The following is a 13,190-nucleotide window of genomic DNA, read 5'->3' as shown; positions in this document are numbered from 1 at the left end:
GCCTTTCGGGGCGGGGGGCCCCCGCTACGCAAACTCTACGAACGACCGATATTCGCTGCTTTTGAACATCGGCTAAATCGCCTCGGTAAATTCGATCTTCATTCTTCCTGCCGCCGGGCGAGCGCACGCGCCGCAAGGCGGTGAAACGCCCCGTGCGCGGGTGCGAGCAGCTGCTCGACCGGCGCGATCAGCGCCAGCCGGGCCTGCGCGCGTGCCGTGGGGCTCGCCGCCTGGCGCGCCGCCACGCCGACCAGCAATACCGCCAGTTCGGTCGGCATGGCCGTGATGGCCACATCGCGTTCCAGTCTGGCGAAACTCAGGTCCACGCTCTCTTACCCATCCGACAGGTCGATTTCGGATGAGGCGTTCTAGCCCAAAGTCTTGAAGGGTCCGTAAAGCAGGTGAAAACGCGCGCTTAACCAGCGTTACCGGAATCCCACCGGGGTGGCGCGCCGCCCCGCGAACGCCTAAATGCGCGCGATCATGATCGCAGGAGACTTCCAGCTCGAAGCGCCGCTCAAGGCCAGGCGCATCGTCGTCGCCATGTCCGGGGGCGTCGATTCCTCCGTCGTCGCCGCGCTCGCCGCGGCCACCGGCGCCGAGACGATCGGCGTGACGCTCCAGCTCTACGACCATGGCGAGGCGGTGGGCCGCGCCGGCTCCTGCTGCGCCGGCCGCGACATCCGCGACGCGCGGGCGGTGTGCGACCGGCTGGGGATCGCGCACTATGTCTTCGACCACGCCTCGCGCTTCAAGACCGACGTGATCGACGATTTCGCCGACGAATATCTTGCCGGCCGCACCCCGATACCCTGCGTGAAGTGCAATATGGGGCCCAAGTTCACCGATCTGTTCGCGCTCGCCCGCGACCTTGGCGCCGATTGCCTCGCCACCGGCCATTATGTCCGTCGCGTCATGGGGCCGCAGGGCGCCGAGCTGCACCGCGCGCACGATCCGGCGCGCGACCAGAGCTATTTCCTGTTCGCGACCACGGCGGCGCAGCTCGATTTCCTGCGCTTTCCGCTGGGCGGCATGCCCAAGCCGCAGGTGCGCGAACTCGCCGCCGAACTGGGCCTGGGCGTCGCCGCCAAGCCCGACAGCCAGGACATCTGCTTCGTTCCCGATGGCGACTATGCCAGCCTGGTGAAGAAGCTGCGTCCCGAGGCGGAGGCGGGCGGCGATATCGTCGACGAAGCCGGCAAGCTGCTGGGGCGGCACCGGGGGCTGATCCATTTCACCGTCGGCCAGCGCCGCGGGCTCGAGATCGGCGGCGCGCCCGAACCCTATTATGTCCTGCGCCTCGATCCCGAGACCCGCCAGGTCGTCGTCGGCCCCAAGCGGGCGCTGGCGGTGCGCGCGGCGCGGATCGAGGGGATCAACTGGCTGGGCGGCGATCATGCCGGGCCGCTTACCGCCAAGGTGCGCAGCCTCGCCAAGCCGGTGCCGGCACGGCTGGAGGGCGACCGGGTCGCGTTCGAGGCCCCCGAATATGGCGTCGCGCCCGGCCAGGCCGCCGTGCTCTATGCGGGCGATCGCGTGCTGGGCGGCGGCTGGATCGCCGAGACGGAGCGGGCCGAGCTGCTCCCGGCCTGAGCCGCGCGGCGCCCCGCCCCATTTGAGGCGCATCTCGCTGGAATAATTACCCCTTCTTCGTCATCCCCGCGCAGGCGGGGATCCGGAGTCGCGGGCGATACGGCAAGGAAACCCCGGGTCCCCGCCTGTGCGGGGAGGACGGTTGCCGGACAATCCTTCCAAGGGACAGGCCTTCCGGGGGACAGGCGCCAGCCTATTTCAGGAACGCCACGATCGCGTCCGAAGTGGCTTCGGGCTGTTCCTCCATCAGCCAATGGCCCGATGCCGGTATCACCACCTGGGTCACGTTCGCCGCCGCGGCGCGCGCCACCGTTGCCATGGTCGGCCCGAACGACTTCTCCCCGCCGATCGCCAGCACCGGCATGGTCAGCTTGCCGCGGGCGAGCAGCGCCCGGTCGTCGATCGCGTCCTGGTCGAACGCGGCGAACTGGCTGAACCCGGCATGCATTGCGCCCGGCAGCGCGTAGAGCGCGGCATAATGGACGCGCGAAGCCTCGTCGAACCTTGCCGGATCGGCCGAGAATTCGTTCCAGAAGCGATCCAGATAGATGCGCTCGCGCCCGGCGACGAGGCGCTCCATGTCCGGTCCGCCGAAACGGAAATGCCAGAGCAGCGGGTTCTTGAGGATCTCCTCCCAGGGGCCGATGCCGGGGATCGGCGCGTCCATCAGCACGAAATGCGGGACGCGCGCCGGATAGCGGGCGACGAAGGCATAGCCGACCATGTTGCCGATATCGTGCGCCACCACGTCCACCCGGTCGACGCCGAGTGCGGCGAGCACGCCCGCCACATCCTCCGCCTGGGTCTTCTTGTCATAGCCGCCCGCGGGCTTGGCCGAGAGGCCCAGGCCGCGCAGATCGGGGACGATCACCCGGCGGTTGCGCACCAGCCGTGCGGCCAGCGGCTCCCACATGTCGCCGGTCTCGCCATAGCCGTGCAGCAGCAGCACTGCCGGTCCGCTGCCGCCGACGCGGACATGGAGGGTGGTGCCGTTGGTCGCGATTTCCCGCGTGCTGAATTCGGCGGGATAGGGCGCCACCTGCGCCGCCGCCGGCATGGCGCATGCAAGCGCCAGAGCTGCCAAGCCAAATTTCCACATCGCATTTCTCCTCCGCAGAGGGACGATGATTCGCCCGGGCCGCGATGATGACTCCGAAACGATCCGCACGCCAATCCCGCCGGCTGCTCCCCGGCGCCGGCGCTTTGCGCAGGCGGGATGTTGTGTGTTATATGGGTGACACACAAGGGAGAAATGCATGTTCCTGGCCGCCGCACTCGTGCTGCTCGTTCCCCAGTCCGCGCCCGCTTCCCCGGATTCCGCGCTGCTCGCCGAAGTGAAGGCCGCCGATGCCGCGCTGTTCGACACGTTCTTCGAGCGTTGCGACCCCGCCCGGCTGACATCGCTGGTGACGCCCGATTTCGAGATGTATCACGACAAGGACGGCGTGGTGGCGACCAGCGGCGCAGCGTTCGTGGCGCTCTATGCCAAGCAATGCGAGGCCCGGAAGGCGCCCGGCGCCTGGCGCAGCCGCCGGGCATTGCTGCCCGCGTCGCTGCGCGTCGACCCGGTGCCGGGCTATGGCGCGATCGAGGAAGGCGACCATTTCTTCTACGAGCGGCACGGCGACGGGCCGGAGAAGCTGGTGGGCCGCGCGCATTTCGTCCAGCTGTGGAAGAAGGCGCCGGACGGCTGGCGGGTAGCGCGGATCCTCAGCTACGCGCATCGGGCGGTGGACTGACGCCGATAGCCTCCATGGCCGTCATCCCGGCCTTGAGCCCCGGGATGACGATGAAGGATCAAATACTTGCTTGGGTTCTCACCCTAAAGCGCGAATTCTCCCATGATCACCGTCGCGCATTTGCCGCCCAGGATCACCCGGTCCCCGGCCAGCCCGCAGGCGAGATGGCCGCCGCGCTTCGAGGCCTGGAAGGCGCTGAACGTGTCGCGACCGAGGCGCTTCGCCCAATAGGGCGCGAGCACCGAATGCGCCGATCCGGTGACCGGATCCTCGTCGATGCCCGCGGCCGGCGCGAAGACGCGGCTGATCACGTCGGTGTCGGTGCCCGGCGCCGTCACGATGTTGAGCGTGTCGCCGATCGCGGCGAGCGCCGGGAAATCGGGGCGCAGCGCCAGTACCGCCTCGGCGCTTTCCAGCACGGTCAGGTCATAGCCGTTGGGATGGCGCAGCGTCTCGGCGAGCCCGACGCCGAGCGCGGCGAGCAGGCCGGGCACCTCGGCGGGCTCGGGCGGATAGGCGGGCAGGGCCATCGCATAGCCGGAGCCGCCGGCGGCTTCGTCGCGGCGCACTTCGAGAATGCCGGCCCTGCGGGTGCGGAAGGTGACGCGATCGCGCGCCGGCTCGGCGGAAAGGACGAAATGCCCGCTCGCCAGCGTCGCATGGCCGCAGAGCGCGACTTCGACGGCGGGCGTGAACCAGCGCAGCTCGAAATCGGCCGCGCCGCTGGCATCGGGCAGGAGGAAGGCGGTCTCGGAGAGGTTGTTCTCCTCCGCGATCTGCTGGAGCACCGCATCCGCCAGCCATTCGCGCAGCGGCATGACCGCGGCGGGATTGCCGGTGAAGGGGCGGTCGGCAAAGGCGTCGATCTGGGCGAAAGGCAGGTTCACTCAGCTATCCTTCAGCAAATTGGCTTCGATCATCGGGTTCTCGGGGGCGTCGCAATGGCCTTCGGGATCGACATGGATCAGGATCTCGGTGCCCGGAAAGGCCGCGCCCAGCTCCTTCTCCAGCGCTTCGACCACGTCATGCGCCTGCTGGATCGTCATCGCCGGGTTCATCGATATGTGGAACTGGACGAAGTCGGCGGCGCCGCTGCTGCGGGTACGCAAGTCGTGCAGGCTCTTGAGCGCGGGGTGGCGCGCGGCGACTTCGACAAAGGCACGGCGCTTCTCCTCCGGCCATTCCTTGTCCATCAGCTGGTCGATCGCCGCCTCGCTGGCGCGCCAGGCGCCGAACAGCAGCCAGAAGGCGATGGCGATGCCGAACACCGGATCGGCGCCGACCATGCCCCAGGCATCGAGCACCAGCGCGACGATCACCGCGCCATTGAGCAGCAGGTCGGACGTATAGTGGATCCGGTCGGCCCCGATGGCGACCGATCCGGTCCGGTTGATGACATGCTGCTGGTAGCGGGTGAGCGCGAGCGTGACGACGATCGCGATCATGCTCACCGCGATGCCCGATTCGGGCGAGGCGGAGACGTCGCCGCCCTGCAGCCGCGTGATCGCGCGCATCAGGATGGCAAGCGCGGAGATGGCGATCACCACCACCTGGAACAGCGCGGCCAGCGCCTCGGCCTTGCCGTGCCCGAAGCGGTGCTCTTCGTCGGCGGGCTGCGAGGCCCAGTGGACACCGCCCAGCGTGACCAGCGAGGCGAACAGGTCGAGCACCGAATCGGCGAGGCTGGCAAGGACGGCCACCGAGCCCGTCTCGACCGCAGCCCAGGCCTTGAGCGCGCCGAGCAGGATCGCGCTGCACACGCTGGCGATGGCGGCGCGGCGGGCGAGGTTGGTCATGGCCGGCCGCTCACGGGTAGAGCAGGCCTTCGGACCAGCCCTGGCCGGCGCGAGCGAACAGCCGGCGCTCGTGCAGGCGGTGGGCGCGGTCCTGCCAGAATTCGATCCGGTGCGGCGTGACGCGGTAGCCGCCCCAGTGCGGCGGGCGCGGCACGTCCCGGCCTTCGAAGCGGGCCTTCACTTCCTCGAAACGGGTCTCGAAGGTCTCGCGCGTATCGAGCGGGCGCGACTGGTCCGAGGCCCAGGCGCCGAGCTGCGAATCGCGGGCGCGGGTGGCGAAATAGGCGTCGCTCTCTGCATCGGTGGCGAAGCCCACTCTGCCTTCGATGCGGACCTGGCGGCGGAGCGACTTCCAGTGGAATAGCAGCGCGACGTTCGCGCCCTCGTCCAGGTCCTGCGCCTTGCGGCTCTCGCGGTTGGTGTAGAAGACGAAGCCTTCGGGGCCATGCCCCTTGAGCAGCACCATCCGGGCCGAGGGCTGGCCGTCCGCGTTCACCGTCGCCAGCACCATCGCATTCGAGTCGTTGGGCTCGCTCTCGCGCGCTTCGCGGTACCAGCTGTCGAACAGTTCGAACGGATCGGTGCTCATGCAGGGGGCTCTAATCGTCCCCCGAACGGGTGTCGAGGAACGACTCCCTTGCTGGCACATTGAATCGGCTTCGCAACGAGGAGGCGAGGATGGCGGCGCGTGCCTATTGGCAGGGACAGATCAGGCTGGCGCTGGTCTCGATCCCGGTCGAGATCTACGCCGCGACCCGATCGGGCGCGCAGATCGCCTTCCACCAGATCCACGCGCCGAGCGGCAAGCGGATCCGCTACGAGAAGGTGGCGCCGGGCGTTGGGCCGGTGGAGCCCGAGGAGATCGTGAAGGGGTTCGAGGTCGCAAAGGGCGAATATGTCCTGCTCGCCCAGGACGAGATCGATGCGGTGAAGCTCGAATCGAAGCGGACGCTCGAGCTCACCCGGTTCGTCGACATGGACGAGATCGACGTGCTCTATTTCGAGCGGCCCTATTTCGTGGTGCCTGCGGACGATCTGGCCGAGGAAGCGTTCATCGTGCTGCGCGAGGCGCTCAGGCGCACCCGCAAGGTGGGGCTGGGTCAGCTGGCGATGCGCGGGCGCGAATATCTGGTGAGCCTGAAGCCGTGCGGGCGCGGCATGGTGCTGGAGACGCTGCGCTATGCCGATGAGGTGAACAAGGCGCAGGGCTATTTCCGCGACATTCCGGACGATGCGCCCGATCCCGAGCTGCTCGGGCTGGCGGAGAGCCTGATCGGGAAGAAAGTGGCGAAGTTCGACCCCAGGACGTTCCACGACCGCTATGTCGATGCGCTCAGGGACCTGATCGAGCGGAAGAAGAAGGCGCACGGGAGGAAGATCGTCGAGGAGAAGGAGGATGCCGGTGCCGGACGCGGCGCGAACGTGGTCGACCTGATGGCGGCGCTCAAGAAATCGCTCGAGAAGCCGGAGGCGAAGCCGCGCCGGGCGGCGAAGAAGGCGCCGGCCAGGAAGCGCGCCTGATGGCCCGGGATCCGCTCGGCCGGTACAATGCCAGGCGCGACTTCGCGAAGACGGCCGAGCCCGCGGGCAAGCCGGCCCGGGCCGGCGGGCATCGTTTCGTCGTCCAGAAGCACGACGCCACGCGTCTCCACTGGGATTTCCGGCTGGAGATGGACGGGGTGCTCAAGAGCTGGGCGGTGACGCGCGGACCGAGTCTCGATCCCGCCGAGAAGCGCCTCGCGGTGCGCACCGAGGACCATCCGCTCGCCTATGCCGATTTCGAGGGGACGATTCCCGAGGGCGAATATGGCGGCGGCACGGTGATGCTGTGGGACGACGGGACCTGGGCGCCCGTCGACGGAAAGAGCGGGAAGGACCTGGCGAAGGGGCACCTTCACTTCACGCTCGACGGCCAGCGGATGAAGGGCGAATGGCTGCTGATCCGGCTGAAGCCGCGCGGCAGGGAGAAGGCCGAGAACTGGCTGCTCCGCAAGCTCGACGACCGGTTCGCGGGCGCCACCGACGCGCTGGTCGAGACCGGGCTGACCAGCGTGAAGACCGGGCGCACGATGCAGGAGATCGACGAGGGCGCGAAGCCGTCGAGCCCGGCGAAGAAGAAGGCGGGCGGCAGGAACCCCAAGTTCCGCAAGCCCCAGCTCGCCACGCTGGTCGACAGCGTGCCCGCGGGCAACCAGTGGCTGCACGAGGTCAAATATGACGGCTATCGCGCCTTGCTCAGTCTCGGCGACAAGGGTCCCAGGATCTACACCCGTACGGGGCTCGACTGGACCGATCGCTTCCCCGGCATCGCCGAAGCGGCCGCCAGCCTCCCGGGCCCGGCGCTGATCGACGGCGAGATCGTCGCGTTCAAGGGCGGCAGGCCCGATTTCTCGACGTTGCAGGAAGTGCTGTCGCGCGGCGACGGCGAGGGGCTGACGATGTTCGCCTTCGACCTGCTCGAAGCGGACGGCGAGGATCTGGCCAAGCGCCCCCAGCTCGCCCGCAAGGAACGGCTGCGGGCGCTGCTGGAGGGCGCCGATCCGCGCATCCGCTTCTCCGAGCATGTGCTGGGCAGCGGCGAGAAGCTGTTCGAGGCGATGTGCCGCGAAGGCTATGAAGGCGTGGCCTCCAAGCGGGCCGACGCGCCCTATCGCGGCGCGCGGACCAAGGCCTGGCGCAAGACCAAATGCCTTCGCCGCCAGGAATTCGTGATCCTGGGCTGGCTGCCGTCCTCCGCCAGGGGACGCGGCTTCCGCTCGCTGCTGCTCGGAACGAACGGGCCGGACGGGCTGGCCTATGCCGGCAAGGTCGGCACCGGGTTCGGGATGGCGGCGCTCCGGGATCTGCGCGAACGTCTCGACCGGATCGCGGTGCAGGATCCCGCTGCCGAAGTGCCCCGGGCAGAGGGGCGCGGCGCGCATTGGGTGAAGCCCGAACTGGTCGCCGAGATCGCGTTCGGCGAATTCACTGCCGACAATGTCGTCCGCCACGCCAGCTTCCTCGGCCTGCGCGAGGACAAGCCGGCGTGGCAGGTCGTGGCGGAGAAGCCGGTTGCGGCGCCGGCACCGCTCGAATCGCGCGTGGCGATCAGCAGCCGCGAGCGCGTGATCTTCCCCGGCGACGGCCTGACCAAGGGCGACCTGGCCGATTATTATCTCGCCGTCGCTCCCATCCTGCTGCCCTGGCTCGCCGGCCGGCCGGTCAGCCTGGTCCGCTGCCCCCAGGGCCGGGGGCGGGCCTGTTTCTTCCAGAAGCACGACGCCGGCAGCTTCGGCGAGCATGTCCATCACGTCGACGTGCGCGAGAAGGACGGCTCGATCGAACCCTATCTCCATGTCGACGATGCCGATGGGATCATGGCCTGCGTCCAGATGGGGACGATCGAATTCCATGGCTGGGGCAGCCTGGTCGCCGATATCGAGAAGCCCGACCGGCTGGTGTTCGATCTCGATCCCGACGAGGGGCTCGACTGGGCCGATGTCAGGAAGGCCGCGGCCGACCTGAAGGAACGCCTCGCCGAGCTGGGGCTGACCAGCTGGCCGATGCTGTCGGGCGGCAAGGGCGTGCATGTGGTGGTGCCGCTGGCGCCGAAGGCGGAATGGCCCGAGGCGAAGAGCTTTTGCGAGCGCTTTGCCCGCGCGCTCGCGGAAGCCGAGCCGGACCGTTTCACCGCCAACCTCAAGAAGGTCCACCGCAAGGGCAGGATCTTCATCGACTATCTGCGCAACCAGCGCGGCAGCACGGCGGTGCTGCCCTATGTCGTCCGCGCCCGCGAAGGCGCCCCGGTGGCCGCGCCGGTCGGCTGGAGCGAGCTGCGCGACATCGACGGCCCCGGACACTTCACTCTTCGCGACCGCGCCGCGCTGATCGAGCGCGCGACCGGGCGGGCGCTCGCGGGCTGGGGGCTGGCGGATCAGACACTACCCGAAATCTGATCCCGGCCCAGCCAGCCGCGCAGCCGCGTGCGGATCGGCAGGTCCCACCAGGCATGGGCCGCCCAGGCGACCAGCAGCAGGAACGGCACCAGCGCGACGCCGATCGCGACCAACCCGGCCTGCGAAGCGCGGCCGTTCGCGACGAAATTCATCCAGACATAGAGGAAGGGGAAGTGGGTGATGTAGATCGGATAGGAGATGCGTCCGCTCGCCTTGCACAGCCACAGCATGCCGCGCCCAGGCTCGGAATGGCGACCGGCAACGATGATCGCGGGGAACAGCAGCACCACGCACGCCGCCTCATAGAGTCCGTTGAGCTTCACGCCGCCCACCGCCGGCAGCGTCGGGAAGGCCGTGGCGGCGAGCATGGCCAGCGACAGCGGCAGCCAGCCGATGCGCATGTTCGGCAGGCGCTCGCGCACCCGGTACAGCCACAGGCCGGTGACGAACGGGAAGCACAGGCGCACCGGCGCCATCCAGAAAGTCTCCCAATAGGAGCCCTGGTCGAGCGAGCCCAGCATTCCTGCGCTGACCACCAGCACCGCGCCGCTCAGCAGCGCCAGTGCCGCCAGCGCCGTCGCCGACAGGCGGCGCAGCACCAGGGCATAGGCGAGGTTGCCGATATATTCCTGGAACAGCGTCCAGATGGGCCCGTTCAGCGGATGGGTGTCGGTCCAGCGATTGGGCAGCGACCAGCTGGGCAAGGCGAACAGGCACAGGGCGAAGGCACCGAGCACCGCGCGCAGCGGAACCGCCTGGGCCTGGCCGGCAAAGGGATCGAGCAGATAGCTGGCCAGCCCGAGCAGCGCGCCGAGGATGACGAGCGGGTGCAGCCGGATCAGGCGCAGCGCGAGGAACCCTCTTGTGCGCATTTTCCCCCAGCGATCGTCATAGGCATAGCCGATCACGAATCCCGACAGCGCGAAGAAGAAGTCCACGGCGAGCGGCGCATGGTGGAGCGCCACCCGGGCGCCGTCCCATTTCACGGTGATGCCCTGGATGTGGAAGAGCACCACGATCAGCGCGGCGGTTCCGCGCAGGCCGTCCAGCACTTCGAAATGCGCTTTCCCGGTGGCCGTCCTGTCGGGCGCGTCTGCCCGCGCCGTCGCGATCGCTTCGCCTGCCGTCCTGTCAGCGCTGTCGGTCACCCGGTCCCCCTCCTTGGTGCTTTGTCCGGATTGGTGTCCGCTCGCCGGGCAAACTGCAAGGCCGATCGCCGCCCGCGGAAGGCGTCCGTTGTTAGTTGCAAACGATTCTTAATATCACTAATGGCCCGGCAGGGCGCGCGGAACGGCATGCGCGTTGATCTGAAAAAGGGGTCGTCGACTTGAACCTGAAGCTTTCCCTCTGGCTGGGTGCGGCGCTGGCCGGGCTGGCCAATCCGGCCTTCGCCCAGACGGAAGATGCCCCGAAACCGGCCGAGGATGGCGAGATCGTCGTCAGCGGCCGCTACACGCTGCCCGACAAGATCGATACCGCGACCGGCCTGGGCCTGACCGTGCGCGAGACGCCGCAATCGGTGAGCATCGTCACCGCGCAGCGCATCCTCGACCAGAATCTGATCAGCATCGCCGACGTGATCCAGAACGGCGTGGGCGTGACCGTGAACGAAGTCGACGACGTGCGGAACAGCTTCTATGCGCGCGGCTTCGAGATTCGGAACACGCAGCTGGACGGCGTTCCCACCAACTGGACGCTGGCCGGCAGCGCGGGCGAGACCAATATCGACGTGTCGATCTTCGAGCGGGTGGAGATCGTGCGCGGCGCGACCGGCCTGCTGAGCGGCGCGGGCGATCCCTCCGCCTCGGTCAACCTGGTCCGCAAACATGCCGATGCGCGCGACTGGGGCGGCTATGTCAACGCCAGCTATGGCAGCTGGAACACCTGGCGCATCTCGGGGGATGTGGGCGGGGCGATCACCGCCGACGGGCGCGTCCGCGTCCGCGCGGTCGGCCGCTACGAGCAGGGCGATTCCTATATCGACCTCTACCGCAACAAGAAGTTCGTGCTCTACGGCGTGATCGACGCCGATGTGACCGATAATACGCTGCTGCGCATCGGCATCAGCCACCAAGAAGCCAGGCCCGAGGGCGCGACCTGGGGCGCACTGCCGACCTTCTACAGCGACGGCAGCCTGACCGACTGGCCGCGCGACAAGACGCCGGCGGCGCCCTGGACGCGCTGGGACACCACCAACCAGAACATCTTCGCCACGATCCGCCACGAATTCAGCGACCGCTGGAGCATCGTCGCCAACTACAACCGCGTGAAGAACGCGCAGCAGACCGAGCTGCTCTATCTGTCGGGCCTGGTCGACAAGGCGACCGGCCGGATCCAGTTCGCCTTTCCCTACAAGGACCAGGGCAACAATATCCAGAACAGCTTCGACGGGCAGATCAAGGGCCTGGTCAATCTGTTCGGGCGCGACCACGAGGTGGTGCTGGGGGCGCTGCGCAGCACGCAGGACCGCGACACCGCGACCTTCGCCGCGCTCGCTTTCCCGCCGGGCACCGATTTCGAGCGGTTCGGCGGCAGCACCTATCCCTATCCCGGCTTCTCGACCACGCCGGCGGTGGGCGAGAAGACCAAGATCACGCAGGAAGGCTATTATGGCGCAGTGCGGCTGAACGTCTCGAACCAGCTGAAGATCATCGGCGGCGGGCGCCTGGCAAGCTGGAACATCACCGGCGTCCAGTTCGGCGTGGCCACCGACTATGGCAACAGCAACGAGTTCATTCCCTATGTCGGCGCGCTGTACGACATCGCGCCGAACCACCGGCTCTATGCGAGCTACACGCGGATCTTCCAGCCGCAGAACGCCCGCGACCGCAACTTCAACCTGCTCGCGCCGCTGAACGGCAAGGCCTATGAGATCGGCCTGAAGAGCGCCTTTTTCGGCGAGGCGCTGCAGACCTCGCTCGCGCTGTTCCGCATCGAGCAGGACAATGTCGCGCAGAACGACATCGTCGTCACGCCGCCCAATGGCGGGCTGCCGCAACAGACCTATGTGGCGGCCCAGGGCGTCACCAGCCAGGGCTTCGAAGTGGAGGTCACCGGCCGGCCGCTGCCCGGCTGGAACGTCAATTTCGGCTATAGCCAGTTCAAGGCCGAGGACCGCAACGACGTGCCCGCCAACACCGATCAGCCGCGCCGGCTGCTCAAGCTGTTCACTACCTATACGGTGGACCGCCTTACTTTCGGTGGCGGCGTCAACTATCGCAGCCAGGCCTATACGCCGAGCACCAACCCGGTGACGCTGGCGCCGTTCGACTTCCGGCAGGACGGCTATGCGCTGGTCAACCTGATGGCGCGCTTCGCGGTGACCGAGCGGCTCCAGCTGCAGGCCAATGTCGAGAACCTGCTCGACAAGACCTATTACAGCCAGGTCGGCTTCTTCAGCCAGTATCGCTACGGCGCGCCGCGCAATTTCACCGTGAGCGCCAATTACCGCTTCTAGGCAATCCGGACAGGAGAGACGAAATGAAGACGCTGTTCCTTGCTGTCATCGCCGTGCTGGCGGCCATCCCCGCGGCGGCGCACGAGGTCTGGATCGAACGCGATGGCACGGGCCCGGCGCGCATCTATCTGGGCGAGCCGGCCGAGGCGGTGCCCGCCGACGGCGACCCCGAATGGCACCATCTCCAGCAGCCGCAGCTGATCGGCGCCACCGGCACGCTGACGCGCCGGGCCAACCATATCGAGGCGGCGGTTTCCGGCAGCGGCGACCTGCGGGTGCGCGACGATGCGGTGTTCGCCCCCTGGCAGGCCGGCGAGGCGAAGCAGGGCGCGATCTTCTATGCCCGTGCCGGCCGCGCCGAGACCGGCCACAAGCTCGATCTCGAGCTGGTGCCCGTGGCGGCGAACGGCGACACGTTCACGCTGCTCTTCCGCGGCAAGCCGCTCGCCCATGCCAAGCTCGCGATCGTCACGCCCGATCGCTGGCAGAAGCATTTCGCCACCGATGCCGAGGGGCGGATCACCGTGCCCCGGCTCGGCAGGGGCCGCTATCTGGTCGGCGCCTCGCACGTCGAGAATGCGCCGGCGAAGCTGGGCGGGCAGGACGTGGCGAGCGTGATGCACATCTCGACGCTCACTTTCGTGCGCTGAGAGGGGGCGGGGTGCGCGCG

At 68.2% G+C, this 13,190-nt stretch carries 12 protein-coding genes; 6 read left to right on the top strand and 6 right to left on the bottom strand.

Going from position 1 to position 13,190, the window contains the following annotated elements:
• Positions 1-98 precede the first annotated feature (98 nt).
• On the bottom strand, positions 99-293 hold the full coding sequence (locus FHR20_RS12290) for a hypothetical protein (protein WP_306298540.1): 195 nt from the start codon (positions 291-293) through the stop codon (positions 99-101).
• Between the two features lie 190 nt (positions 294-483).
• Between FHR20_RS12290 and mnmA the strand changes: the two genes are divergently transcribed.
• Positions 484-1,593 carry a tRNA 2-thiouridine(34) synthase MnmA gene (gene mnmA / locus FHR20_RS12285; protein WP_167300501.1) on the top strand — a complete coding sequence of 370 codons (1,110 nt, stop codon included), beginning with the start codon at positions 484-486 and terminating at the stop codon, positions 1,591-1,593.
• Between the two features lie 193 nt (positions 1,594-1,786).
• Here mnmA and FHR20_RS12280 read toward each other — a convergent pair whose 3' ends face one another.
• Positions 1,787-2,677, bottom strand: a complete 891-nt coding sequence (locus tag FHR20_RS12280; protein WP_243857300.1) for an alpha/beta fold hydrolase — start codon at positions 2,675-2,677, stop codon at positions 1,787-1,789.
• A gap of 172 nt (positions 2,678-2,849) precedes the next feature.
• On the opposite strand from FHR20_RS12280, the gene FHR20_RS12275 reads away from it, so the two are divergent.
• Positions 2,850-3,332 (top strand): nuclear transport factor 2 family protein, encoded by a 483-nt coding sequence (locus tag FHR20_RS12275; RefSeq protein ID WP_167299912.1) that lies wholly within the window; start codon positions 2,850-2,852, stop codon positions 3,330-3,332.
• Between the two features lie 83 nt (positions 3,333-3,415).
• Here the strand turns inward: FHR20_RS12275 and FHR20_RS12270 are convergent, their stop codons facing one another.
• Genes FHR20_RS12270 through pdxH form a run of 3 tightly spaced genes read right to left on the bottom strand, consistent with a single transcriptional unit; the run spans position 3,416 to position 5,777 of the window.
• Positions 3,416-4,219, bottom strand: coding sequence for a PhzF family phenazine biosynthesis protein (locus FHR20_RS12270; protein WP_167299911.1), 804 nt, complete (start codon positions 4,217-4,219; stop codon positions 3,416-3,418).
• Positions 4,220-5,128: a cation diffusion facilitator family transporter gene (locus FHR20_RS12265; RefSeq protein ID WP_167299910.1), complete on the bottom strand. Its 909-nt coding sequence runs from the start codon at positions 5,126-5,128 to the stop codon at positions 4,220-4,222. It abuts the gene before it with no gap.
• Between the two features lie 10 nt (positions 5,129-5,138).
• Positions 5,139-5,777 carry a pyridoxamine 5'-phosphate oxidase gene (gene pdxH / locus FHR20_RS12260; RefSeq protein ID WP_167299909.1) on the bottom strand — a complete coding sequence of 213 codons (639 nt, stop codon included), beginning with the start codon at positions 5,775-5,777 and terminating at the stop codon, positions 5,139-5,141.
• A gap of 29 nt (positions 5,778-5,806) precedes the next feature.
• On the opposite strand from pdxH, the gene ku reads away from it, so the two are divergent.
• Together ku and ligD are read left to right on the top strand one after the other, a co-directional pair.
• Positions 5,807-6,649, top strand: a complete 843-nt coding sequence (gene ku / locus FHR20_RS12255; protein ID WP_167299908.1) for a non-homologous end joining protein Ku — start codon at positions 5,807-5,809, stop codon at positions 6,647-6,649.
• Positions 6,649-9,063: a DNA ligase D gene (ligD, locus tag FHR20_RS12250; RefSeq protein WP_208413570.1), complete on the top strand. Its 2,415-nt coding sequence runs from the start codon at positions 6,649-6,651 to the stop codon at positions 9,061-9,063. The genes ku and ligD overlap by 1 nt, the downstream gene beginning before the upstream one ends.
• Here ligD and FHR20_RS12245 read toward each other — a convergent pair.
• Entirely contained in the window at positions 9,042-10,211 is a 1,170-nt protein-coding gene (locus FHR20_RS12245; protein ID WP_167299907.1) for an acyltransferase family protein, read from the bottom strand. The genes ligD and FHR20_RS12245 overlap by 22 nt on opposite strands.
• 179 nt (positions 10,212-10,390) lie before the next feature.
• Here FHR20_RS12245 and FHR20_RS12240 point away from each other — a divergent pair, with 179 nt between their 5' ends.
• The gene (locus FHR20_RS12240; protein WP_167299906.1) at positions 10,391-12,520 is read left to right on the top strand and encodes a TonB-dependent siderophore receptor; all 2,130 of its coding nucleotides are present in this window, start codon (positions 10,391-10,393) and stop codon (positions 12,518-12,520) included.
• 23 nt (positions 12,521-12,543) lie between these two features.
• Entirely contained in the window at positions 12,544-13,170 is a 627-nt protein-coding gene (locus tag FHR20_RS12235; RefSeq protein WP_167299905.1) for a DUF4198 domain-containing protein, read from the top strand.
• The last annotated feature ends 20 nt before the right edge of the window (positions 13,171-13,190 follow it).

This window comes from Sphingomonas leidyi (assembly GCF_011761945.1).
Classification (GTDB): domain Bacteria; phylum Pseudomonadota; class Alphaproteobacteria; order Sphingomonadales; family Sphingomonadaceae; genus Sphingomonas; species Sphingomonas leidyi.
The sequence above is the reverse complement of the archived record's forward strand: the minus strand, read 5'-3'. Positions and strand labels throughout refer to the sequence as shown.

Excerpts from the sequence above, each read along its gene's own strand:
- FHR20_RS12265 (WP_167299910.1), bottom strand. The coding sequence starts at position 5,128 with ATGACCAACCTCGCCCGCCGCGCCGCCATCGCCAGCGTGTGCAGCGCG.
- ku (WP_167299908.1), top strand. The coding sequence starts at position 5,807 with ATGGCGGCGCGTGCCTATTGGCAGGGACAGATCAGGCTGGCGCTGGTC.
- ligD (WP_208413570.1), top strand. The coding sequence starts at position 6,649 with ATGGCCCGGGATCCGCTCGGCCGGTACAATGCCAGGCGCGACTTCGCG.
- pdxH (WP_167299909.1), bottom strand. The coding sequence starts at position 5,777 with ATGTGCCAGCAAGGGAGTCGTTCCTCGACACCCGTTCGGGGGACGATT.
- FHR20_RS12235 (WP_167299905.1), top strand. The coding sequence starts at position 12,544 with ATGAAGACGCTGTTCCTTGCTGTCATCGCCGTGCTGGCGGCCATCCCC.
- FHR20_RS12275 (WP_167299912.1), top strand. The coding sequence starts at position 2,850 with ATGTTCCTGGCCGCCGCACTCGTGCTGCTCGTTCCCCAGTCCGCGCCC.
- mnmA (WP_167300501.1), top strand. The coding sequence starts at position 484 with ATGATCGCAGGAGACTTCCAGCTCGAAGCGCCGCTCAAGGCCAGGCGC.